At 37.8% G+C, this 21,974-nt stretch carries 29 protein-coding genes; 24 read left to right on the top strand and 5 right to left on the bottom strand.

The features are described from left to right. The first annotated feature begins 243 nt into the window (after positions 1-243). Positions 244-2,127, top strand: coding sequence for a PcfJ domain-containing protein (locus DWZ61_RS04270; protein ID WP_118537518.1), 1,884 nt, complete (start codon positions 244-246; stop codon positions 2,125-2,127). Between the two features lie 50 nt (positions 2,128-2,177). Here the strand turns inward: DWZ61_RS04270 and mobV are convergent, their stop codons facing one another. From mobV to DWZ61_RS04285, 3 genes are read right to left on the bottom strand one after another with little or no spacing between them, the layout of a single operon-like run. Continuing rightward, positions 2,178-3,209 (bottom strand): MobV family relaxase, encoded by a 1,032-nt coding sequence (mobV, locus tag DWZ61_RS04275; RefSeq protein WP_118537519.1) that lies wholly within the window; start codon positions 3,207-3,209, stop codon positions 2,178-2,180. Positions 3,210-3,249: 40 nt separating this feature from the next. Beyond that, positions 3,250-3,687 (bottom strand): plasmid recombination protein, encoded by a 438-nt coding sequence (locus DWZ61_RS04280; RefSeq protein ID WP_118537520.1) that lies wholly within the window; start codon positions 3,685-3,687, stop codon positions 3,250-3,252. A 21-nt stretch (positions 3,688-3,708) separates the two neighbouring features. Then, positions 3,709-4,002 carry a plasmid recombination protein gene (locus tag DWZ61_RS04285; RefSeq protein ID WP_118537521.1) on the bottom strand — a complete coding sequence of 98 codons (294 nt, stop codon included), beginning with the start codon at positions 4,000-4,002 and terminating at the stop codon, positions 3,709-3,711. 2,170 nt (positions 4,003-6,172) lie between these two features. Between DWZ61_RS04285 and DWZ61_RS04295 the strand changes: the two genes are divergently transcribed. The 23 genes from DWZ61_RS04295 to DWZ61_RS04405 all read left to right on the top strand — a co-directional run bounded on the left by DWZ61_RS04295 (position 6,173) and on the right by DWZ61_RS04405 (position 19,607). Further along, the gene (locus tag DWZ61_RS04295) at positions 6,173-6,928 is read left to right on the top strand and encodes a DUF1848 family protein (protein WP_118537523.1); all 756 of its coding nucleotides are present in this window, start codon (positions 6,173-6,175) and stop codon (positions 6,926-6,928) included. A gap of 235 nt (positions 6,929-7,163) precedes the next feature. Further along, on the top strand, positions 7,164-7,505 hold the full coding sequence (locus DWZ61_RS04300; RefSeq protein ID WP_118537524.1) for a hypothetical protein: 342 nt from the start codon (positions 7,164-7,166) through the stop codon (positions 7,503-7,505). Positions 7,506-7,508: 3 nt separating this feature from the next. After that, complete coding sequence (locus DWZ61_RS04305) at positions 7,509-7,907, top strand: hypothetical protein (protein WP_118537525.1); 399 nt, start codon at positions 7,509-7,511, stop codon at positions 7,905-7,907. 184 nt (positions 7,908-8,091) lie between these two features. After that, positions 8,092-8,424, top strand: a complete 333-nt coding sequence (locus tag DWZ61_RS04315; protein ID WP_147354671.1) for a hypothetical protein — start codon at positions 8,092-8,094, stop codon at positions 8,422-8,424. 594 nt (positions 8,425-9,018) lie between these two features. Further along, positions 9,019-9,393: a hypothetical protein gene (locus tag DWZ61_RS04320; RefSeq protein WP_118537528.1), complete on the top strand. Its 375-nt coding sequence runs from the start codon at positions 9,019-9,021 to the stop codon at positions 9,391-9,393. A gap of 260 nt (positions 9,394-9,653) precedes the next feature. Next, a complete protein-coding gene (locus tag DWZ61_RS04325) occupies positions 9,654-9,851 on the top strand; it encodes a hypothetical protein (protein WP_118537529.1) in 198 nt (65 codons plus the stop codon). Positions 9,852-9,863: 12 nt separating this feature from the next. After that, the gene (locus DWZ61_RS04330; RefSeq protein ID WP_118537530.1) at positions 9,864-10,271 is read left to right on the top strand and encodes a hypothetical protein; all 408 of its coding nucleotides are present in this window, start codon (positions 9,864-9,866) and stop codon (positions 10,269-10,271) included. Between the two features lie 3 nt (positions 10,272-10,274). Further along, complete coding sequence (locus DWZ61_RS04335) at positions 10,275-10,739, top strand: JAB domain-containing protein (RefSeq protein WP_118537531.1); 465 nt, start codon at positions 10,275-10,277, stop codon at positions 10,737-10,739. 96 nt (positions 10,740-10,835) lie between these two features. After that, a complete protein-coding gene (locus tag DWZ61_RS04340) occupies positions 10,836-11,165 on the top strand; it encodes a hypothetical protein (protein WP_118537532.1) in 330 nt (109 codons plus the stop codon). Between the two features lie 25 nt (positions 11,166-11,190). Further along, positions 11,191-11,760, top strand: a complete 570-nt coding sequence (locus tag DWZ61_RS04345) for a DUF3841 domain-containing protein (RefSeq protein ID WP_118537533.1) — start codon at positions 11,191-11,193, stop codon at positions 11,758-11,760. Between the two features lie 12 nt (positions 11,761-11,772). Further along, a complete protein-coding gene (locus DWZ61_RS04350) occupies positions 11,773-12,159 on the top strand; it encodes a hypothetical protein (protein ID WP_118537534.1) in 387 nt (128 codons plus the stop codon). A 101-nt stretch (positions 12,160-12,260) separates the two neighbouring features. Next, a complete protein-coding gene (locus DWZ61_RS04355; RefSeq protein ID WP_118537535.1) occupies positions 12,261-12,863 on the top strand; it encodes a hypothetical protein in 603 nt (200 codons plus the stop codon). 16 nt (positions 12,864-12,879) lie between these two features. Beyond that, positions 12,880-13,185, top strand: a complete 306-nt coding sequence (locus DWZ61_RS04360) for a hypothetical protein (RefSeq protein WP_118537536.1) — start codon at positions 12,880-12,882, stop codon at positions 13,183-13,185. 9 nt (positions 13,186-13,194) lie between these two features. Continuing rightward, the gene (locus DWZ61_RS19590; RefSeq protein ID WP_182426981.1) at positions 13,195-13,362 is read left to right on the top strand and encodes a hypothetical protein; all 168 of its coding nucleotides are present in this window, start codon (positions 13,195-13,197) and stop codon (positions 13,360-13,362) included. A 30-nt stretch (positions 13,363-13,392) separates the two neighbouring features. Continuing rightward, positions 13,393-13,920, top strand: a complete 528-nt coding sequence (locus DWZ61_RS04365) for a hypothetical protein (protein ID WP_118537537.1) — start codon at positions 13,393-13,395, stop codon at positions 13,918-13,920. A gap of 205 nt (positions 13,921-14,125) precedes the next feature. Further along, positions 14,126-14,998 (top strand): DUF5688 family protein, encoded by an 873-nt coding sequence (locus DWZ61_RS04370; protein WP_147354672.1) that lies wholly within the window; start codon positions 14,126-14,128, stop codon positions 14,996-14,998. A gap of 201 nt (positions 14,999-15,199) precedes the next feature. Then, positions 15,200-15,787 (top strand): hypothetical protein, encoded by a 588-nt coding sequence (locus DWZ61_RS04375; RefSeq protein ID WP_118537539.1) that lies wholly within the window; start codon positions 15,200-15,202, stop codon positions 15,785-15,787. Positions 15,788-15,978: 191 nt separating this feature from the next. Next, the gene (locus DWZ61_RS04380) at positions 15,979-16,395 is read left to right on the top strand and encodes a hypothetical protein (protein WP_118537540.1); all 417 of its coding nucleotides are present in this window, start codon (positions 15,979-15,981) and stop codon (positions 16,393-16,395) included. A 529-nt stretch (positions 16,396-16,924) separates the two neighbouring features. Further along, complete coding sequence (locus DWZ61_RS04385; RefSeq protein ID WP_118537541.1) at positions 16,925-17,293, top strand: hypothetical protein; 369 nt, start codon at positions 16,925-16,927, stop codon at positions 17,291-17,293. A 256-nt stretch (positions 17,294-17,549) separates the two neighbouring features. Then, complete coding sequence (locus tag DWZ61_RS04390) at positions 17,550-18,053, top strand: hypothetical protein (RefSeq protein ID WP_118537542.1); 504 nt, start codon at positions 17,550-17,552, stop codon at positions 18,051-18,053. Positions 18,054-18,083: 30 nt separating this feature from the next. Beyond that, entirely contained in the window at positions 18,084-18,638 is a 555-nt protein-coding gene (locus DWZ61_RS04395) for a hypothetical protein (RefSeq protein WP_118537543.1), read from the top strand. A gap of 122 nt (positions 18,639-18,760) precedes the next feature. After that, positions 18,761-19,033, top strand: a complete 273-nt coding sequence (locus tag DWZ61_RS04400; protein ID WP_118537544.1) for a hypothetical protein — start codon at positions 18,761-18,763, stop codon at positions 19,031-19,033. 214 nt (positions 19,034-19,247) lie between these two features. Then, a complete protein-coding gene (locus tag DWZ61_RS04405) occupies positions 19,248-19,607 on the top strand; it encodes a hypothetical protein (protein ID WP_118537545.1) in 360 nt (119 codons plus the stop codon). 220 nt (positions 19,608-19,827) lie between these two features. Here DWZ61_RS04405 and DWZ61_RS04410 read toward each other — a convergent pair whose 3' ends face one another. Next, positions 19,828-21,294 (bottom strand): transposase, encoded by a 1,467-nt coding sequence (locus DWZ61_RS04410; protein WP_118537546.1) that lies wholly within the window; start codon positions 21,292-21,294, stop codon positions 19,828-19,830. 342 nt (positions 21,295-21,636) lie between these two features. Beyond that, positions 21,637-21,897: a hypothetical protein gene (locus DWZ61_RS19595; RefSeq protein WP_182427018.1), complete on the bottom strand. Its 261-nt coding sequence runs from the start codon at positions 21,895-21,897 to the stop codon at positions 21,637-21,639. Positions 21,898-21,974: the final 77 nt, after the last annotated feature.

Genomic DNA, 21,974 nt, shown 5'->3' on the forward strand with positions numbered 1-21,974 from the left:
AATATTCATAGTAGGGATGGAATAGCCCGAACTCATACGCCTGTGGACATTGTATAAGACGTTGATTGTGTATATCGTGATCAACGCAGTGGTGGTTGAATCAGGAAGCTCCGACTTCTATAAGTCGGGGTAGTTCACGTTCGCAATTTGCAACAACCGCAGGCTGGCGATGGTTTCAGAATTTGCGAAAAATGTCGATGATTGTAATTTTGCAAATCATACAGGTTAAAAGGAAATATACAAATGCGTAAAGGACAAATTAAATTAATAGAAAAAACAAAAGAGATATATGGAGAACAAAATAACATCGTTGGTTTTTTTGAAAACTCCGAAATGTCACTTAACAGATTAAATGCCATTTATCAGATACTTAAATGTATTGATAAAGAAGAGTTATTATGTTTAAATGCAGATGAATTACAGGAAATCATTCAAAAAATAGACAATCATACAGAGAAACTCCATTATGCATTGATATATCATATATGGCAATATAAACATCCTATTTCTTTACAGGAATTTGAAGCGGTTTACAATTATATAACATCTCCGGAATATTGCAAAGAAACATTGGATGTATACAAATATTGCGAAACATTTGCACAGGCAAAAGCAGTAATCGCAGAGTGTCCTAAAGATTTTGATTTAAAAGATTTTGTACATTTATTTGAACGTGTTATTATAGCTAAAAAACATGCGGATATAAATGAAGTTATGCCATATGTAATAGAATCTCTTCCGTTATCTGAGGATCAAAGAGGCGGATTGTATGCTTTTTCTGCCTGGGGATGGTCTTTGGATTTGATCCGTAAATATCGTTATGATATACAATCTTATAAAAAGACAATAGCTGGCATTATGCTTTCTGGATGTGATGTACATAATTTTGACAAGGAATCATGGGAGAAAGATGATTATTATCAAAACCACTTCCCGATATCTCTCGAAGAAAAAGAGAAATTGCAATCATTAAATCTGCAATCAAATATAGAAATTTATAGAGAAACGTTTTATAAAAAAGTTTCGTTCTCGAAAAATGCTATAACGATTCATTTGACGAAATATGATTCGTTTAAATGGACCGATAATTTCAGACTTGATTATGGCAAAAAAGGTAGATCGGATAAAATTGTATATTTTTATAATACCGGTGAATTTTATAAAGAAATAAAAGAAAAATCAATCTTAATTCCAATTAATTTACAGGAAATTATAAAATTAATTTCTGTTTATGGAAATATAATTACCGATTTTTTATATCCATATTTTGAAATGTTATCAGAGGATAATGAAATTTATCTAGATGTACTTAGGATTATGAGAAGTACTACTAATAATAATATATATTATTCTTGTATTCCTCCGATTCCTCTTTCTGAATTCAAAGGCAAACATACTTTAAAAGAGGTTATGACGTCTTATTATAAAAATACAGAGGATATTCCTTGGAATAAAATAGATATTAAGATTTGTTATGCATATTTTAAATTACGAAAAAGAATTGAGCCTGCTGGATATACTATTTTATGGAATTGGCTAAATAATCATCAGGAATCACTTACAGTTTTAGATTGCGTATTTATAGAAATCTTAATGAGCCGTTTTAATGAAAACAGTTATTGGGAGAATATAAGTATTTATGGCAAAAATCAAAAAGTGATAAAAGAAACGGTAAGATACACAGTACAAGATTATATTGATTTTTGTCATACACTACACAAAAAGATACGTTTGACATTTACAAGCGCAAAAAAGATGAAAGAGCTCCATGATGACTATGCTGTAATTATAAAAAACAAATACACTCCAACAATCACAATTCCAAAGAATACAAAGTTTAGGGAATTAGAAAAATTATTACCTGCAGATGAATTTACATGGATTAAAACAAAACGTAAGATAATAAAAGAGGGCGTAGAAATGCACCATTGTGTTGCGACTTATGCTGATCTGGTAAATAAAGATGTTTGCGCAATTTATGGGTTTATCAAAAAAGGTAATCATCGAAGATATACGATTGAATTCAGAAAAAACAAAAATGGATATTATATCAGACAGATGCAATCTATGTGTGATCGAGAGTATATAGAAGAAGACTATATCTATGTACAATCATTAATAGTATAATTTCATAAATCAGAATGACCGCTCTCTCAAAACGAGGTGCGGTCATTTTGTTATCTTTCTTTGACACGATCGTGTTCTTTTTTCTTCTTTCTTTCTTTTTGACCAAACGTGATGTACCGGTTCATGTCTTGTTTTACGCGTTCACGTTCCTGTTCATCAGGATATGTGTTGAATGCTTCCCGCAAACTCTCCACGGTTTCCAGTTTCTGTTTAATAAGCGATATTTCGCCGTATTCGTGTACCAACTCATCATGTTCCTTTTCAAGCTTATGGAGCTGTTTCATATTACGTTTATGTCCCTCGTTAGCGGACAGACTTTTGGAACGTTCTTTATTGACGGCTTCGATCCGTTCTTTTTCCATCTGTTTTTTAAGGGCAAACTTCTCGGTATTCATCTCTTTGGTGAATTTATCGACACGCTTTTTGTATGTTTCCAAAGTATCACCAGGCTGAATTTCCGGAGCCGTCCGTTCTTCCATGGCAGTTGTTAATGCGGTATAAAAACTTTTCACCTGCTCGTGTTTTGCCACGGAATATTCGGCGCCGCGTTCGAGACCATGACGTTCTTTCATAAACTCAGCATACTGCGTTTGCATTTCGCGTAAACTTTTAGGACCATGAACATAAGCGTAAGCGTTAAGTTTTCCTTTGTCGTCGATAGGGATCACAATTGCGTGGATATGAGGTGTGCTTTCATCTCCATGATAAGTTACACTAACAACGTTGTCTCCATACGTCAACGGATTTTTATTAAAATATCCGCGTAACCATTCAACATTGTCCTTTTTCCATTTTTCAATATCGATTTTATCTTTTTCATCATGCGAAAAGGACATTCTTACCTCAAATGCCATAACTGCATTTGACCTTGGTTTGTGATCCTTATAATAACTTAAAGAAGAGAGTCTATCTTGAAACAAATCCGTATAGCTTTTTCCTTCCGTATAAACAAGTTCGTCGTTCATGTGACTTAATGATTTGTCGGCATTGGGAACATCTGATTGTCGGAGATTGTGTTCCGAAGCAGCAGCTAATTTTGCAACAGAATTAATTTTGTTTATACCTATGATTGCGTAACCCATTTAATATTCCTCCTTCGAATGTATAATTTTCGAATGTGCTTCATTGACAGCATTTATTTTTTTCTTGTTCAATCCTCTTGAGTAATACGAATTTCTCCATATTCATGGTTTTAATAAGTTGTTCAACTCTTTCTTTGTATTGCTTTAATGATTCACCAGGTATTATTTCAGGAGCATGATATTCTTCATATGCAGAATTCATAGCGCCGTAAAATTTTCTGATGTCTTCCCTTTTGCCAGACGAATACATAACGCCACGTTTTAAGCCATAAAGATCGTCCATGTATTTTGAATAATCACTTTGTAATTTCCGCATGATGTGGGGCCCTCCAAGATATCCGTTTGCGTTCAAATGACCTCTTTCGTCAATTGGAATTACAATGAAATGAATGTGCGGGGTTGTTTCATCGGCATGAAATGCTGCACTGATTACATTATCACCATACAATTTTGTATTTCTATTGAAATAATTTCTGATCCAGCAGACATTGTCATTTTTTCATTTTTCAATATCAATAAAATCCATAGCTTCGTGAGAAAAAGTTGTCAAAATTTCCAAAGCCATAACTGCATTACTTCGAATATCATGGTTCTGATAATATTGCAAAGAATTTATTTTATCTGCAAATAATTCATCATAAGGCTTTATGCAAGTTGGGATTAATTCTTCATTCAAAAAGGATAAAGAAGGATCTGTATGTGTTGGAACATACAAACGATGATTGTGTATGAATGCAGCATTCATATTTTTTAATGATTTAATTTTCTTAACACCAATGATCGCAAAAGCCATATAACCACTCCTTTCATAACGCATTATTATTATGAAAGAAAATCGTTCCGGAAAGTTTTGCTGTTACAGTTTTAAAAAGAAACTTGTGTTCGAAAAAATATAAAATTTGTGAATGATTTAGTTGCAATAATCCGTGTTTTTTGGCTTCTAAAACGTTATAAAATGATTTAAAAATAAGTTTTATATTATTTTGGGGGTAGAAGAGAAAGAATTATGTTATTTTTAAAATATTCTGTAAACAGATGCATTTTATACTTAAATTTAAAAAGAGTGCTGTTTTAAAATCCTTTAATTTGCGGCATTTGTGGTGCAGATTCAGTTATTTGAAAGATAAAATAATATTATTAGGTTATTTATTTGCGCGAAAATTGAAAACTGTACTATGTGGTTACAGAATAAGTGATGTAACAGTTGCGAAAAAGCCACTTGGAATCTGGTATAAGTTTCCAATCCGTTTTCGCTCCGTCCGTATCCCGTCAATGTCCCGTCCACGCACCCTCTACGTATCTAACCATACCCGTCCACGCAATCCGCGATCCGTTCCTCATTTTTTTATCCGTACAAACCATCTCAGGAAGCCATCCGCGTAAAACAATCTCATCGTTAGCGCAATCCGCCGTCCATGCCCCCTCTACGAATCTCACTATCATAATCCAAAGCGTTCATCGATCATTTCCCTACATTTCCCCTGCCCGAAGTCATCCGTGTATATCTCCGAAGACGGAAAACGAAGAGGAACGCCGATAATCTGCCGTTTTCGCATCTTATCGCAGTCTCCTCCGTCAAAACGGGACCGCTCATTCCTATATATTTCTCGATTTTTCTGCATATCCGCAGGCTATACGCATAAACTTCGATAACGGCACATTACCGGATCCCTTAGCGATGGCTGCCCTTCCGAATAAATAATAGCGGAAAAGCACTGGAAAAGCCGGTATAAGCCTCCCATTTCCCGTATTATTCCGCTTATTCTCCCAACGCATACATCATTCCCGCATCCATAATCACTCAGCACATTCCCCATATTTATCCGGCTTTTCCCCGAAAGAAACAATATATTATCCCTTTCGTAAAGCAAAAAAGACAGGACAACGAATAAAAAGGGCCATAATATTGTCCCGCTCATTCGCCTCACGCATAAACACCGGTACAACGAAAGGGACAACAATATTATCCCCTTTATTTCCGTATCAGTTCATCTAACGTTTTCAAAAGGGGCAATATATTGTCCCTTTTCTGTACTTTTTCTCATTTCCATAAGAGTACCAATATATTATCCCTCTTATATACGATACGGACAAAAACGGCACAATAAAAGGGACAATATTATATCCCTCTCACGTATATATTCCACGAAAGGGACAATATTATGTCCCCTTTATGCGCTGTCCGCATACATAAAAGTACCAATATATTGTCCCTCTCATCTTCATCAAGTTCTTCGGGATTATCCGTCTATGCCATCCATCAGATACGCGAAAGGGACAATATAATGTCCCGCTTATTCACCATTCGCATACGAAAGTACCAATATATTATCCCTCTCATACGTTTTTCTCCGCTTGAAAGGGACATATTATTGTCCCTTTCAATGCGGTTTTCCCCCACGTTTTGCCCCGGATAAAAAATACTGAAAGGGATAATATATTGTCCCTCTTATACGCAGTATCTCGCAAAAACGGCGCAACAAAAGGGATAATATAATATCCCTTATCTACGCATCATATCTATCCGAGAGGGACAATATAATGTCCCTTAACGCAAACATTTCCCGTTTCTGTCCCAAACGCATACATTTCAAGAGGGACATATATATGTCCCTCTTAAAACGCAGAATAAAAGCAAAGTACAAGTAATATGTCCTTCCCGCAGAATAATGGATAAATAAGCGGAACAATATATTATCCCGTTCATCTGCCGTTTTTGCCCCAAACGCATACACCGCGGCATCGAATAACTTTTTCACCACGTTTATCCTTTAGTATACGCAATCCGGACATAAACGGGACATATCCGGAAAACGCCTGCGGAATGGTACTACTATTCCAATCGATCAGAGTATATGGAGAACAACTAAACGAACATATGTACGAGAACAATTAACAAAATCTTTCAAATGCGGAAATCTGTCATAATAAGGATATCTAAGATAAAAGGAGGACAGCAATAAATGAAAATCGGTATAACAGAACACGGCGACGCCGGAATCGACCTTCGCTGGAAAGACAGATTGACAGACATGGACGGTGCAATTCTCATCACGAAAAATATCACAAACGCATTCACGCAGGCTGTGTTTGATGTGGCGAAAAATACACCGATTATCTTACACGCAACTTGCACAGGCTGGGGCGGAACCGTCATGGAACCAAACGTACCCGACTACAAGACGCAGCTTGAAAACACAAAGCATCTCATCGACATTTGCCCTGACCTTTGCAACGTAGTACTGCGCGTCGATCCTGTGTTTCCGACACAGAAAGGAGTCGATAGAGTCCTGCACATGCTCGATTACTTCCAGTCACTTAAAACCGGCATCACAAGTCATCGCATGAGCATCGTAGATGAATATCCACACGTCAGAGAACGCTACAGAGCCAAAGGATTTGAACCGATGTATGGCGGAAGATTTTCCCCAAATGATGACCAGATTGAATTGGTCGGAAAAGCACTTGCCAAGACAGGCATGCGTTTTGCCACATGCGCAGAAGACAAACTTACAGAATGGTTTCCTGAAACCTTCTACATCCAGGGCTGCGTCAGTCATGAAGACATTTACAAAATGGGACTCGACTATGAAGCCGATATGACCGTAAACCCTCAGAAAAGAAACGGCTGTCACTGTCTGTCCTGTAAGACAGAGATCTTGAACAGACCGCGGCAGAAATGTCCACACAACTGTCTGTACTGTTTCTGGAAAGACTGACACACAAGATTATCTAAAGAAAATTTTATCAGAATATTCCGAAGAGGAATGAAATTAGTAAAAAAATCCGAACCTCCTGGTTCGGATTTTTTGTACAGAACTTTACAAATCAACCAAATAACACATGATTCGTCAGCCTGAAAGGCTGATTTTTTATTTATTTTAAGAGTTGAATAATATTGAATTATACGCTATAATATAGTATATAAATATCATTACTACAAGGAGGACTCTAATGATGAATTTTTTGAAAGAAACGAGGTTTTTAGGCTTTATAATAGTTTTAATTGTTTTAATTATTACAAATGCATGTTTTTTATTTATCTTAGATAATTTTGGATACTTCTCATGGGTTTTTAAATGTTATGGAAATACTTTAGAATTATTTTACAACATTGAAAATATTACATTTTTAAAATATTGGAAAGTAATGCTATCAGATGTGGCTGTTATAGGGAGTGGCTTGATAGTTATATTTTCTATTTTTGATTGGATTCCAAATGGAATTATGAATGTACTAGGATACAAAAGAAGTAAGATTGCAGGCGAAAATATGGATAACAAGGAGAATCAATAGATTATGTTATATAATGAATACGTTACAGTAAAACAATTAGTTTATCTTTTAATAAGTTGCGGATTTCGAAAATGCGAACTCTGGACGTATGAAGCATATATAAATACGAATCATAAATCTAAGGAGTTTCGTTCGCACAGAATAGCAACCAAGAAAATGGATTTACTGCACGAAGCAGGAATGGATTATAAAGATGCACAGAAATTTGTTTTAATGGAAGGTAAACAGAAAGTTAATAAAACTAATCTGTCATTACTTGGAGAACCATTATGGAATGGCACTATTGAGGAATTATCTAACAAACAAAATCTATGGAATAAATCTGTGTGCGATTGCTATATAAAAGGATTGTTCCGAAAGAAAATCCAAATAATCATAAAGGATGGTGATATGAATGCCTAGACCAAAGAAAGATGGACGTTATTTGAACTTATATCTCGACAGAACCCTACATGAGGAATTTGAGCAGTTCTGTGAAAGCTTTGGACAAACCAAGACGGTAGCTGCTGAAAGAGCTTTTCGTATGTATATGGATGCTATGAAGCAGAATCCAGAGCAGATAATGAGAGAAAGGAGATGAATGTACATGTTTTTGAAAATGAAAGAAAAATCCTCATTACCAAAAATAAATGCAATTATTTTGGGTTCATCTGGTAGCGGTAAATGTCATCATCCTTGGGATGATTTGAAACCATGCCCTTGCGGATGCAAAGAAAGACCTTTATTGATGTACAAAAAGGAAAAATTATACTTTTGCGGTGGTGCTACGGAAAATGTGTTTGCTGTTTGTAGTGTATGTGGAAGATATACTGAAAAATCAGACATATCAACTACAATGAATAACTGGAATAATGACAAAACAAAAGATGTCAATATGGATAAAAGTTCAGAGATTGTTTTGGCAAAAAAGAATATTTAAAGCATCTATCGGAGGATGTATTTATCGTGAAATATAAAGAACGCTCCACGGGCAGAACATTTGAAATCAACCCCCAAATAGATAACCCATTTTATGATACTTTTTATCGAAATTCGTTTCGGTCAGGAGAATATATAATTGCCTGATAAATGGAAATAAGAGAAATTATGAAATGAATACAAACTAATATTTTTTCTCTTCTATGTATCTATCTTCAAATCTTTGCATAGAAAAAGAGAAATAACAATGTGCAACAAGAACAAAACAACATAAATTTCTTTTATTCATTGGAAGCATCAGCCTATATAATATTATCCCGTTCATCTGCCGTTTTTGCTCAAACGCATATACCTCATATCCTCACCGTTTATCGTTTATTTCACAATTTTTATTCGCAGACGTAATAATACTGGATCAAAAATCATTCCACTGCTACTTCTGCAAATGATACCTGAAGGGAAATTGACGGGATACGGACGGAAGAATATTTGGAGAACAACTAATTGAACGTATGATCTGCAACTGTATAAGAATTATTTTATTTACTTTTTCACTCATAATAATAGCATCAGCAAAAGAAAGAAGGAGAAAATTATGTTTAATCAGAATTGGTTCGATGAAAAGAACTACACAATGTTTATCGATGAAACGGAGTGTCGCGCTTATTACGACACCAATACCAGAAACATCTATGTAGTGACGGAACATCACGACGGCTCAAATATCAAAGAGCTTATGCCAGGTGCTAAAAACTACGGGGAGTTGATAATGCTGTACGAAAACCGCCAAAATAGCAGCGAAAAAACGTACACTGTTACATTTTCCACTCGAATTGACATTCCAGTCAAGGCATCTTCAGTAGAAGAAGCAAAAGAAAAAGCTGTCGAAATGTTTGAAAATTACAGTGCCGCGGTTCATCCTTATCACATTCATGTTGGCGATATTGTGGATATAATTAATAGAAGTTAATCACCCCGCCTAAGCCTTTGACTATAGACGGGACACAGACGGGACATTTCGGCAGATGAAATTTTATGTAGAAATTCAAGCCAAGACAGTTGAGTGTTGGAAAGGATCTCCAGTTGTGTCCTGACTGCAGAAAAAATAAAAAACAGCTGAAAGAAGAAGGCTGGATATAAGATTGAAACGTCGGTTTGCACCGACGTTTTCTTTTACTCTCATTTATCTGACATATTAATGGCAGTAACAAGAAAAATGGAGGAAACGAAATGGAAGAAGAATTCAAAAATTATATTTTCGAAAATTTCACACTGGATCTGGATGGCAAAATGATGGTTTCCAATATCTTGAACTGGATCTGGGTGCAGGCGATGGATAAGGAAGATACCGTTAATGCCCTGATGGAATTGCTCGATGGAATCGGTATCGAGAAAGAAGAAATCGAACAGTTTATCAACTGGGAATAGGAGAAAAATAATATGTTAAATCAAAACTGGTTTGCCTCGGAAAACTTCGTAATGTTCTGTGATTATACAGAATATCAGCTGTTTTACGACAAAGAGACAAAAAATATCTACGAAGTCAGCGAAAACGTCATGGATCCCGCTAACACAACAATCCGGGAATTTACCCCAGAGAATCCGGAATACCGCCGCTTACACCACGCATACGAATCTTTTCTGGATTCGTCCAATAAGGCGCTTGCCGGAATATATTCCGTTACATTTGCCGCACGGGTTGATGTTCTTGTAGAAGCGAATTCCCCGAAGGAAGCAAGAGAAAAAGCGGAAAAAATGTTTGGTGCATACGATGAGACCACGAACTTCCACTGCACATATTTGTCGGACATTGTAAACGTTACGGACAAAAACGGAAATGAGGTATAACGCATGAGAATTACAAGATATATTGCTGAATTAACCGACGATAAGATTACCGCTGTAGTAAAGGAAAATAGCAGCAATTACGAGATTAGTAACCTGAATTGCCCGGAAAATATCGTCCGAATGATGAGAGATGTTTTTCATGCAGACAGGAAGGCGGAAGAATATGTTTGGCTGATCGCCGCGAACACCAAAATGAAGCCGATTGGTCTTTTTGAGTTGACCCATGGATCCGTCAATGCTTCCCAGTTGGGAACACGCGAAGTGTTCGTCCGTTTATGCCTCTTGGGCGCTTCGTCCTTCGTGGTGGTTCATAATCACCCCTCAGGCGACCCGTCTCCGAGCACAGACGATAACGCTACAACAAAACGTCTGAAAAGTGCGGCGGATATCATGGGAATTCCGCTTGTCGATCATATTATTATCGGTGATTCTGTGTTTTATTCATATGCGGAACATAATTTTTCATAATCGAAATATTTGAAAAACGTCGGATTAATCCCGGCGTTTTTTGTACCTGATATTCTGTCATAATAATTACATCAAAGATAAATGGAGGAAAATAATATGGAAAAATATATACCTACAATTGGTGATGTTGTTTTATACGGCAGAGGTACAGCTCCGAAAGTTGTTGTGGATATGATAAGTCATGAAGACTTCGGAAGTTGCTGTTATGATAGAAAATATCTTCTTTGTGATGAGTCTTTTGTCAAAAACAGCAATAACATGATTTCAAATGAAGAAATCGAAAAACATGGATTTTGGGTCGAATTTTGTGGAATGAACATTCCTGATATCAGAAAATGTGAAGATATCGCGCCGTATGCGATAGAACCTCTGCAATATTATTCTTTTAGACAAAGAAAAGCCAAAACGGTTACTGTTTACGAGTAAAAAGATACAGCAAATAGGAGAAAACATGAGATTGTGGACGATACAGCCGGTTGAAGTTGTTAATATTCTCGAAAGAGACGGTGTTTTTACCTGTGATCCAGAGAAAAGCGAGTATTACAATGCTTTTTATGATGCATATCTCTGGATTGCCGCCGAAATGGACAAACGCAATATCCCGCATCCGGACGGTATTAAATTACCTTTGTGGGCCTGGCATACGAGAGACTGGAAACATAAGAAACCGGATCTCAGAACGACAGGACTTGGAACTCCAGGAAAAAGCTATGCCTGCATCGAATTTGAAATCGACGATAAAAATGTTCTTTTGTCAGATTATAACAGCTGGCATTACGTTTTAAATCATTGTTGGTTTGATGATAGTCAAACGGAAAATGAATGGAACGCTCTTTGCGACTGGTTTAATTCATTAAAGCCGGAAGAAAAGGCAAAATTAACCATTGAAAGCTGGCAGAAGATATTTGACGTAACCAAGCAGAAGAACGACTGGTTTACCAATGGCCGCTACATTCAGGCTACTTTCTGGGAACTTCGAAAAGATATGGTTACAAACATCAAATATTTTAAAGCAAAATAGGAGAAAATTAATATGAAAAACTTTTTTAGATTACTTATCGAAATATTTATTATCTGGGTTACTGCAGCTTTGTTTCCAGAAAGAATCGCTTATGATTCTTACCGGACACTGGCTCTCGTGGCTGTAACTTTTGTGCTTACATGGGTAGTGATTGGTTTATTAGCGGAGCTGCTTAGTCTTATCATTATCATCTGCAAGCTAAAAAAATTCATTACCAAGTGCGCTATCGCATTTTTTATAATCGTGGTAATCATCATCTCAATTTTTACAAACTTTGCTGGACTTGTAATTGCAAGCCACATTGTTCCAGGATTTGTAATAAACGGCATAGGAACATATATCATTCTCACGATTTTGTTTACAATATGCACAACAGAAGTATCTGTTAGTAAAAATTAATACTTAACATAATGCGCCGGTCAATATCCGGCGCATTTCTTTACTCTGTGGTTTTCTTTCATAATAGTATTACAAATCAAAGAAAAATGGAGGAAATAAAAATGAGTTGGATCGGTGGAGAATTCGTACTTAACGATGTCACAAAGAAAGACTTAGACGCAGCAGCTGATAGAATCAGATATGCCGTAAGAAGCAATGCAAATCTTGCGGAATTTTCCAATATGGGAAACAGAATTAATCCGTTTAAGCATATCTGTCCCCAGATAATCTTTAACGGCTATGAGGAAGCAGAAGAGATTCTGGAAAGAAAGCGGAGTGAATGGAGCCGTAATTATACCGGCTATGTAGCTTTCCGTGATCTTGAGTCTGTCAACAAAACAAAACGCATTATTGAATTAAAAGAAAAAATTGAATCGGAAATTGAAAAGAAGATCCGGTACGGTCTGGATAATAATGTGAAAGACCAGAAAGCAGATTACATTGGCTGCCGTAAATGTGGTTCAAAGATCAATAAGACCTACATTCAGGCAAACAGATGCCCGGTATGTGATTTTGATCTTCGCTCGGACACTTTCAAAAAGCGTATGGCCGGCTATCAGGAAAAGATCGATAAGCTGACGAATGAGCTGAATGAAGAGAAAAAGAAAAACACTGCAAAGGCACCGGTAAAATATCTGGTGATGTATGAAGAATATGTAGGATAATAATGGAGGAAAAATCATGAGTGATTATATTGCTGACTGGCTGATCGGTATAAGCAACACAGACGCTGACGGCGTCACTGTGTACCGTTTTCGCGGCACAAGAAAAGATGTCAAAGAGTTGCTGGTGAAATTAGCGGCTCAGGACAGGGAAAACGACCCGGATGGCTACGATCACGGCACAGAGCTTGCCGAAGACGTACAGGAAGACGGACCCCATAAATATCAGGCATATACTGTTTTCGCAGATTCTCATATCGATTACACGGCACAGGAATTTTGCGATGTACGTTTTCTTAATGATGATGGAATGGTTATGGAATAGGAGAAAAATATGAAAGTGATATTTAAGAAAATCAATTACAAAGAAGTAGAAGTGCCGGACGGAACATCTCTGGAAGAACTTGAGAAAATGGCCGAAAACTGCGATGTTATCGTCGGAGATACGACCGAAGCCGACTACGAGATGAACGTAAACGGCGAATGGTATAGCATTTTATAATTGCATTAAGAAGAATGGAGGATAACAAAAATGATATTTTTTATTGTAAAAGTGAACGAATTTCAGCTGGCTGATGAAAAAGCATACGGTTTATTCAGAATGAGAACCGCAAAGTTCAACGGAGAGAAAGCATTGTACGAAAATGCGTATCTGGTAGCGGGATACACTACGGATTCGAAAGAAATTTTCGAAAGGGTACGTATTCTCGATAATGTTTTGGTCGATCCTAAAAACAATACTGAATACTTCTTCGAAGCAGATAGCCTGAAAGAAGGCGTTGAAAAGTTCCAGAAGATCATGGAAACAGGCATTGAAAACTGTCGTTGCAAAGAATTTCAGAGAGTTATGTTGATGCATGACGAACTGACGGGAATGCTTGTGTGGCTGGATGATTCCAAAAAAGGGTGCAATGCCATGGGATACTACGTTACTCCCGGATATTTCGTAACTTCCAAGGGCGAAGACAAGGGCGGAATGATAACCGAGAGGCTGGTTAAGCTCAATTTAAAACCGGAAGATTATAAGTACGCCGGAAAAATTTATAAAATCGAGATTTAGAAACAAGCGTCCGAAAGAATACTTATTCTCTGCAGAAAATCCGCTGCATCTACATACTGTGAATCACCACACACCATAAAGGAGTGTGGTTTTACGGCAAAGTTTATAAAAATATTTTAAGGCATCCGGAAGGATGCCTTTTGTATTCCAGGTATACTTTTCTGTCATATTAATGGCATCAAAGAGAAAAATGGAGGATGATATCATGACAAAAGAAAATTTTGCAGAAGAACTCAGAAACAGGCTTCCGGAATATATGCCGGACAGATATAAGAATCTCACATTTAGCGAGAAAAAGACAAATAAGAATAATGGAGTTGAGTTGACCGGTATTCTGGTTGACGACGGCAGCGGATGCGCACCAGCAATTTACATCGACAAAATGTATGATAACTTCTGTGATAAACCTGACTTTGAGAAGATTATCCGCAATCTTGCAAAAACCATCGTCGATGTGATGGACAGCAAGCCGGATACGGACAATATCCTGAAGAAAATTAAAGAAGGATTCACTCATGTTATTCCGAAACTGATCAATGCAGAAAAGAATCAGGAATTGTTGAAAAACTGTCCGCACAGATTTTTTCTTGATCTGGCGGTTGTTTACGAAATTATGTTGGGAACTAATCAGTTCATTCTTATTAGGAACGGAATGTCTGATTACCGCGGTATGACGGAAGAGGAGCTGTATGATCTTGCTGTAGAAAACATCCGGAACCAGAAGCAGTTCATTTCACTTGCTCAGATGTTTGCAGGCATAGTTGGCGAAGAGGCAGATTTGGAAGAATTTCCGATGCTTATCGTAAGAACCAAATGCAAAACTCATGGAGCGGGCATAATGCTTTGTGAAGATGTTTTGGCGGAAGTAGCCGAGAAATTTCAGAGCGATCTCTATATCCTGCCGTCAAGTATTCACGAAATTATCGCTATTCCAGCTGATTTTGGAGACGATGTAGCTAGGCTTAAAGACTGGGTAAATAGCGTCAATCAGACGGAGGTGGCTCCAGAAGAATTCCTTTCTAATTCGGTTTACTTCTTTGACAGAAAAACTAAGAGATTGTCCATCGTCGAAGAATGATTATAAGAAAACCCGCTTTTGACGGGTTTTCTTTTGTAAAATTCTATGCAAAAAATACTACATCAGGGATTGACATTGGTTATAAAAAAGGACCGAAAACGATGGTTCATACAGAGAAGGATATACAAAAATTGTTACAATATTAGAAGAAAAAACAAGAAGGAACGGCACAGTTTTGTGTAGAGAAGGGAGAAATACTAAATGGATAGAGAAATTTACAAACAAAAATTTATGGAAGCAGATTCTGTGAAAATTCCTATGGCAGAGTTTCAAAAAATTATCAGTGATTCTATTTATCCTGTAACCGGATCTAAAAGAGGATATAATAATTTACTGATCGCTATAGAAGAATGTGCGGAACTCGTCGAAAGTTTTGGGGAATATACATCCGGCAAAGATAAAAATAAATATGGGGTATATGAGGAATTAACAGATGTTTATTTGACACAGTATTATGTTATGAATGTCCTTGGTATTGAAGAAAAGGATATAAAACTGAACACAAGATATAGAACAGAAATGGATGTATTCGTATCATTAAGCAAATTACAGTTTAGTCTTGCAAAATATATGCGTAAAGCTGAAACCCTTCCCTTGCAGGAAAGAAAACAGATGATTCATCAGATCACAGAAGATTTATCTGAAGTAAGAAGTAGTCTATTATTTTTACAAGGATATATGTTGATGACAAAAGAAGATCTATTTAAGTCTATCAACGTAGTCATGAACAGACAGAAGAGTAGAAATGAATTGCAGGACCCACTGGGATTGCAGAAAGATACGGAATAGATAGTAGAAAATATATTGTGAATCACCACACACCATAAAGGAGTGTGGTTTTACGGCGAGATTTATAAAAATGATTATGAGAAAAACCGCTTTTAGCGGTTTTTCTTTTGCAAAAATTCTGTGCAGAAATTCCACAAATTTCAGAAATCTGCCATAATAAGAATAGGAATATGAAAAAGGAGGAATTTTTTGTGAATATTACCCCTTTTATTGCCGCAAGCATAGCCGCAAATATGGCGGCGCGAACCACAAATTTTGATGAAGAAGATAATGATCGCAAATTTCACGACTCAAATCGATTGCTACTTAATTACCAGGGAGGAGAAGGTATGACTATTACACCGAATGAGAAAATCGTAAGCGTAAATATTACCCAAAATACTGAATCATATGCGCCGCAGCAGCGAAGATTTGAGGCATCCAGAAGACTATCCGATTCCGACAAAGATACCGTTTATGCAAGGACAATGGATGATATCTTACAGGAATTGATGACAAAATACAATGCAAAAGAATTTACACTTATGCCTGCCTCTACTTGCAATAGCGATTCCGGTGCTATTGTCGACGGATGGTTGTTAATCATGAAATGCGAGAATGAAAATTAATCAGACAGGAATTGTTTATAGTTCCTGATCTGTCCATACAACCTTTCTTCATATTTTTCAGTCATATTATATACGATTAAGAAGAATGAAGGAAAAGCAAATGTCATTTGTACGGAGATTGCATGCGATGGCTGCGGAAAATGTGATTGCAGAAAGAATAGAAAGCAGCTGAAAGAAGAAGGTTGGATATAGGATTGAAAAACGTCGGTTTGTGCCGGCGTTTTCTTTTGCTCTCATTTATCCTTGTCTTTAAAGTCATTGCAATTATTATACAGGTGTTATCTGGTTTTCTGGAACTCTTAATTGCAAATCTCTTTGTTCCCGGCTTCGCTATAAACGGTGTAGGAACCTATGTCGTACTTGCGTTGGGTTTTTCTTATTGCTCGGTTGAAGTGAATTTAAATAAAAATTAAATAGAAATGTCAGTCTACCCCGACGTTTTTATCTGCAAGTATCCAATGTTTCACAAACTTTACACATATAAAATCTATCATAATAATTATATCAAAGAAAAATGGAGGAAAAATATATGTATATTATAAACAAAACATCAAAAATCGGACGTGTTTTCCCCGACAATAGCCCGAAGGGTAGTGATGAAGGAGATGAAGGTTTTTTATATGATTTTGAAGATAGTCATATATCCGACCTTGCATCAACAATTGGAATCAATGCCATGCTGGGAAAAAATGTATTGTCTCTTGGAGACAGCGGCGTATGTGTAGAAGTCATTTTTACACAAAAAAGCGGAGCGGAAGGAAAAATTGAATTCGAAAAATACGTTAAGGATTTCATTTCAATCACAAAAGAAGCTTTGCCTTCAATGAGTAAGGAATATCGTGATTTCTATAATCATTTTGTAGAAGATTACGAAAAAAATGGCTTGCAAATGTTTTAAGCCATAAGAATTAAAGCGTCCATTTGGACGCTTTTTTGTGCAGAAAAATATAGACAATAATTCTATCATGCCGACAGCTCTGCACAGTCTAAAGACTGGCAGGTTCCAGGTACATAACAGCATCATTTAACGATTCTTACAACAGATCCGGCTTCTGGTCTTTGCGGTCAGGAAGCGGATCTGTTTATGCAGAAAATACTTTATATATAAATATCTTTCATATTAATACTATCAAAGATAAACGGAGGAAAAATATATGTTAGAAACAATTAATAAAATGGGACCTATCATCGAGCCAACTACTCTTTTTGTGCTGATCATGTTCTCGATTCTGATTGTGACTGCATTATGTATGCAACCTAAGAATAAATACAAAAAGCTGCTTGCAAGAAAGAGAGCAGGAAGCACCGGCGGCAATAAGAAAAATAAACAATTATATCTTCTTCGGACGCTGGACCAGATCTCAGAAACGAATCTGCTGCCGGAATATCTGAAAAATAAACTGTTCTACATCAGGGACTGCGCTCATCATTTCAAACGCAATCATCTGTTCACTCTCGGATCCAGACTGGAGACTTATTATATTCCAGAGATCTACAGTGCATTCACAGGATATAAAGCTTCTCTCGAATACGGAGGACAGGAAAAAATTGAAAACAGCTACGCTTTTCTCGAGAATATCATCACAATTACCTATGAAGAATTTAAGAGAGAAGAAGTAGCATTACAGAAACTCAATGAAATCCGCCAGGCAGCCTAACCCGGCGGATCCATCTATGGAGGAAAATCGATGGAAAATAATGAAATTCTCGATACGATCAGGCCCGGCATGAGCGTAGAACTTGCAAATGGCTACAGGTATGATGTCGTCGATACAGGCTATTGCGACATTATTTTAATAAATTACGAAGATATGCCAGCGCCTTCCGTTTCATTAAAAAATTACAACAAGGATGGCCGTTGCAATCAATATCTAAATGGTCATTTGGATATCGTTGCCATTTATAAAAACAACAACAAAAGTCCCTGGCAAAAGGCATTGTGGAAGAGACAGGAAGAGTTTAAGGAAATCAATGGATTAAAGAATGGCATGTACGTTGTATTCAGATGCGGCGTGTGGGCCAGCGTAGTTCGTGATGAAGGTAGTCTGTCTTTTTATATCGGAAGCGGAACTTTACATCCGAAAAAGATTCCCGGAACCAGATATGATCAGAAAATGCATCATAAAAAAGATGTCGATTATGACGTCGTTGAAGTATGGCAGTATGGTGAATGCATCTGGAAGAGGAAAAATAGTGAAAAAAGATGTATGAGGAAGGCGTTGTCGTGGAGTGCGACGGAATAGCGTATTTGAAAAATGTGACGCGTTATGATGCGAAAACAGGAATACTGACAGAAGACGTCTGACATTTTCCTTTTATTTTCTTTCATATTAATTTTACAAAAGACAAAAGGAGGAAAAATAACATGGCAGGAATTGTATTCAGAATTGATAAGAAACCATTCAGCGAAGAAATCGAGGGCGTATATGCTTTTTGTAGTGAATGTGACCCGGAAGGCGTTGGCGGAGGTCCTGGTGTACTTGGGCAAATACCGAAGTGTGACTATTGGGACAGAAGCAGCGATTTGGTTACCGAATTTGATGTTGAATCATTCGCAAAATATCATCGCTTTTGCCCGACATGCGGCAAAAAGATAAATTATTCGGCAAGAATCACGAAACAAAACTATTTAAAATAATTGGAACTTAAGAAGCCAGACTCAATAGTCTGGCTTCAGACTGTAGACAAAGCTCCTTCCTGTGAGGGAGCTTTTCAAAAAGGAGAAATAGACAATATATTTCTCATCACTTGTGTCATAACATTTATGGTCTATGCATTAATCATAAGAAGTACGGAAGAAAACAATTAAACCATCGAAACGTAGATTTACGGTGAAAGTGAGGAACAATAATATGAAAATTGTTATTATTTATACATTACAGACAGACGGAGATTATAGTTTAGATAATCCGAAAAAGTTTGGGTGCATTAAGGAAGACGGATATCATTACTCTGGAACTGTAGAAATTGTATCCGATAAAAAATCTTGCTGCTTGATGGAAGCAAGAAACTTTTTATATAAGTTTTTATGCGATGGACTACACGTGTCATATACCCATGCCTGGCTTCTTAAGGATTTTTATGATTTAATCGAATCATTAGTTAATAAAATCGGTCATTATAAACCTGATGAATCTGGTAAATATATGTGCGAAGAGTCTATTGGTGGAAATTATAGCGGAACAAACTTTGAGATTTTAATCATAGACTGACAGCTCTGCACAGTCTAAAGACTGGCAGGTTCCAGGTACATAACAACATCACTTGACAATTCTTACAACGGATCCGGTTTCTGATCTTTACGGTCAGGAAGCGGATCTTTTATTCGCAGAACAGTGTTTGTTATAGCTGTCGTACCTTAACCGGAATTTCGCCGCAAACACCCCGACGAGTGCTTCACGCGGCCGGATCCTGTCGAACCCGTTTGTATGATCAACAGTTGCATTTATAGCGTTCATAGCTCCGAAGACCGAAGCTCGAAGGATATTTCTTGTTCTCTGCAAGGAGCGCGTCCATGCAGGCATCATGTGTTATCAGGAACATGGGGAAGGCGTCGATACATTTCTGTCTGTCGGCAGCCGTACCGGTAGCGTTACTGTTCATCAGGAGGAACGCCGAATACAGATCTCTCTGTATGTAGTGGTCGCCAATGAAACTTCCCAGGCAGGAAAGTTTCTTCCGGACGTAATCATCTGTCACATGGTTGTACTGGCTGGTGCGGAAGCTCACGGTATCGACTTTGACCAGTTCCCCGCCGCCGGAAGCGAGTCTGTTACCAAGGATATTCAGGAATACGGCCGGTGCATGGTTACCTATGGACTTTCCAAACCGCTTCCTGCTCCGGAACCGACCATCAGCTTTCTTCGTAGCAGATTTTGATTTCCGTGCAAGACCGTTAAATGACATCTTTTCCACGTACACGGTGTCTGCCCTCGAGGCAATCTCATTTGCAAGCCGGTGGTGGCCGGTATTTATCGCATCGGCATGCCGGCGTTCCATGAACTTCTTGCGGAACTGAAGCTTCCTGTAGTGCTTCGAACGAATCCACTTCCTTGCACCCTTGCGGACAGTGCCGTCCGGCAGATAATTATCCGGATTCGTGATGCGTCTGCTCCGGTCCATGGCTCTCTGGATCCGCCTGATCTGCGAGAAACAGTCTTTCGCATCGGAGCCGAGCACCTTCAATTTACAGGAATCCTCGGTCATGACAGCCGCCGTGGTGGTTCCGATATCCAGTCCGGCTGTCCCATGACCGACCGGATGCTTTACCGTGGGCTTTTCTTCCAGAACCAGCTGCAAGTAGTAGTGGTATTTTGTACCTACGGGCTTTCTCCGGATACGGCAGTACTTTATGCGGGATTTCAAAGACTTCCGGTCATAATCCGTCCGGATCTGCGGCTGAATCACCTGCCCACGCCAATGAAGCCGGCCGTCTTTAAACCGCATGCCGGAAGTATTTTTCTTTCCCTCCATGCTTTCAAATTCATCGTATTTCCTGAAATGAATGCATTTCCCGTTATCAAACAGATACTTCTCTACAGAACGACATACGGAAGAAGCGATCTTCTGGGCTACATCAGAGTCAATGAATTTCTTGTATCTGCGCTGCTGTACGGAAACATACGCATGCAGCTGGTATTCACTGAGTCCATAACCTCGGCGGATGTCAGCAAGCTCCTGATTGATACGGTTCTTGTCTTTCTTGGAAAGATCATCTTTCCTGCGGGCCGCCAGGAGTTTACGATACTCCGGATCCCGTATTAACTTCCGGAGCTGTTTTCTGTAGTGCCGCACGAGGATGTTATAGATCTGTTGCCCACACCAGAAAGCATAAGAAAGCCACCGATCCTGCTCGGAAGAAGTATTCAGTTTTAATGTCAAAACGTAGGATTCTGTCATAAATACTCCTTATATAGTTATTATGACAGATTTTACGTTCCGTGCAGATTTCTGCACAGAAAGACGCATTCCTCCTCACAGTCTAAAGACGGGAGGCTTCCTGCTATGATATTTGTGAATGCAGGTCAGTAACAATCAAACATAAAACAAGAGCTGTAGCCGGCATCGTTTTTCCGTGGGGTATGCCCCCGTTTAGGAGCTTGGCTGGCACTCAGTGTATGGTAGATGGGACGAGAAAGTTGGGACACGATCCCCTTAGACGCGGAAGGTTCATCATCATAGTTGAACAGAGGGAAAATAGCCTTTATAAAGCAAACTAAAAGGATGTATTATTAGCTATACTTATTTATCAGTTATTCGGTACATGATACTACGATATCCATCACTCTCGGCTTTTGTTTGAGGTAAAATAAAATCGTCAAAGCCAGTAAAATCAATAGATTTAGGCTTGACAGAATAGGAAGGTTCCTTTATTGCTGAAAGCAATGCGGATTTTTCTAATAATTGCATTTTCTTGTCTAATCCACGAAAATCATATGGTGCGGCCACCATTGTTTGCAAAAACGCTCTTTCAGATGCAACCGATAGGTTAAATGACGACATTTATTTTCTTTTTGAAAAAATTTTTGTGCAGAATTATTCAAAAGGCTCTCAATCTGTCATAATAAATATGTAAAAGA

Origin of the sequence: Clostridium sp. AF34-10BH (assembly GCF_003478095.1) — a bacterium.
Classification (GTDB): domain Bacteria; phylum Bacillota; class Clostridia; order Lachnospirales; family Lachnospiraceae; genus Acetatifactor; species Acetatifactor acetigignens.

Excerpts from the sequence above, each read along its gene's own strand:
- DWZ61_RS04270 (WP_118537518.1), top strand. The coding sequence starts at position 244 with ATGCGTAAAGGACAAATTAAATTAATAGAAAAAACAAAAGAGATATAT.
- mobV (WP_118537519.1), bottom strand. The coding sequence starts at position 3,209 with ATGGGTTACGCAATCATAGGTATAAACAAAATTAATTCTGTTGCAAAA.
- DWZ61_RS04285 (WP_118537521.1), bottom strand. The coding sequence starts at position 4,002 with ATGGCTTTTGCGATCATTGGTGTTAAGAAAATTAAATCATTAAAAAAT.
- DWZ61_RS04295 (WP_118537523.1), top strand. The coding sequence starts at position 6,173 with ATGAAAATCGGTATAACAGAACACGGCGACGCCGGAATCGACCTTCGC.
- DWZ61_RS04300 (WP_118537524.1), top strand. The coding sequence starts at position 7,164 with ATGATGAATTTTTTGAAAGAAACGAGGTTTTTAGGCTTTATAATAGTT.
- DWZ61_RS04305 (WP_118537525.1), top strand. The coding sequence starts at position 7,509 with ATGTTATATAATGAATACGTTACAGTAAAACAATTAGTTTATCTTTTA.
- DWZ61_RS04315 (WP_147354671.1), top strand. The coding sequence starts at position 8,092 with ATGTTTTTGAAAATGAAAGAAAAATCCTCATTACCAAAAATAAATGCA.
- DWZ61_RS04320 (WP_118537528.1), top strand. The coding sequence starts at position 9,019 with ATGTTTAATCAGAATTGGTTCGATGAAAAGAACTACACAATGTTTATC.
- DWZ61_RS04325 (WP_118537529.1), top strand. The coding sequence starts at position 9,654 with ATGGAAGAAGAATTCAAAAATTATATTTTCGAAAATTTCACACTGGAT.
- DWZ61_RS04330 (WP_118537530.1), top strand. The coding sequence starts at position 9,864 with ATGTTAAATCAAAACTGGTTTGCCTCGGAAAACTTCGTAATGTTCTGT.
- DWZ61_RS04335 (WP_118537531.1), top strand. The coding sequence starts at position 10,275 with ATGAGAATTACAAGATATATTGCTGAATTAACCGACGATAAGATTACC.
- DWZ61_RS04340 (WP_118537532.1), top strand. The coding sequence starts at position 10,836 with ATGGAAAAATATATACCTACAATTGGTGATGTTGTTTTATACGGCAGA.
- DWZ61_RS04345 (WP_118537533.1), top strand. The coding sequence starts at position 11,191 with ATGAGATTGTGGACGATACAGCCGGTTGAAGTTGTTAATATTCTCGAA.
- DWZ61_RS04350 (WP_118537534.1), top strand. The coding sequence starts at position 11,773 with ATGAAAAACTTTTTTAGATTACTTATCGAAATATTTATTATCTGGGTT.
- DWZ61_RS04355 (WP_118537535.1), top strand. The coding sequence starts at position 12,261 with ATGAGTTGGATCGGTGGAGAATTCGTACTTAACGATGTCACAAAGAAA.
- DWZ61_RS04360 (WP_118537536.1), top strand. The coding sequence starts at position 12,880 with ATGAGTGATTATATTGCTGACTGGCTGATCGGTATAAGCAACACAGAC.
- DWZ61_RS19590 (WP_182426981.1), top strand. The coding sequence starts at position 13,195 with ATGAAAGTGATATTTAAGAAAATCAATTACAAAGAAGTAGAAGTGCCG.
- DWZ61_RS04365 (WP_118537537.1), top strand. The coding sequence starts at position 13,393 with ATGATATTTTTTATTGTAAAAGTGAACGAATTTCAGCTGGCTGATGAA.
- DWZ61_RS04370 (WP_147354672.1), top strand. The coding sequence starts at position 14,126 with ATGACAAAAGAAAATTTTGCAGAAGAACTCAGAAACAGGCTTCCGGAA.
- DWZ61_RS04375 (WP_118537539.1), top strand. The coding sequence starts at position 15,200 with ATGGATAGAGAAATTTACAAACAAAAATTTATGGAAGCAGATTCTGTG.
- DWZ61_RS04385 (WP_118537541.1), top strand. The coding sequence starts at position 16,925 with ATGTATATTATAAACAAAACATCAAAAATCGGACGTGTTTTCCCCGAC.
- DWZ61_RS04390 (WP_118537542.1), top strand. The coding sequence starts at position 17,550 with ATGTTAGAAACAATTAATAAAATGGGACCTATCATCGAGCCAACTACT.
- DWZ61_RS04395 (WP_118537543.1), top strand. The coding sequence starts at position 18,084 with ATGGAAAATAATGAAATTCTCGATACGATCAGGCCCGGCATGAGCGTA.
- DWZ61_RS04400 (WP_118537544.1), top strand. The coding sequence starts at position 18,761 with ATGGCAGGAATTGTATTCAGAATTGATAAGAAACCATTCAGCGAAGAA.
- DWZ61_RS04405 (WP_118537545.1), top strand. The coding sequence starts at position 19,248 with ATGAAAATTGTTATTATTTATACATTACAGACAGACGGAGATTATAGT.
- DWZ61_RS04410 (WP_118537546.1), bottom strand. The coding sequence starts at position 21,294 with ATGACAGAATCCTACGTTTTGACATTAAAACTGAATACTTCTTCCGAG.
- DWZ61_RS19595 (WP_182427018.1), bottom strand. The coding sequence starts at position 21,897 with ATGTCGTCATTTAACCTATCGGTTGCATCTGAAAGAGCGTTTTTGCAA.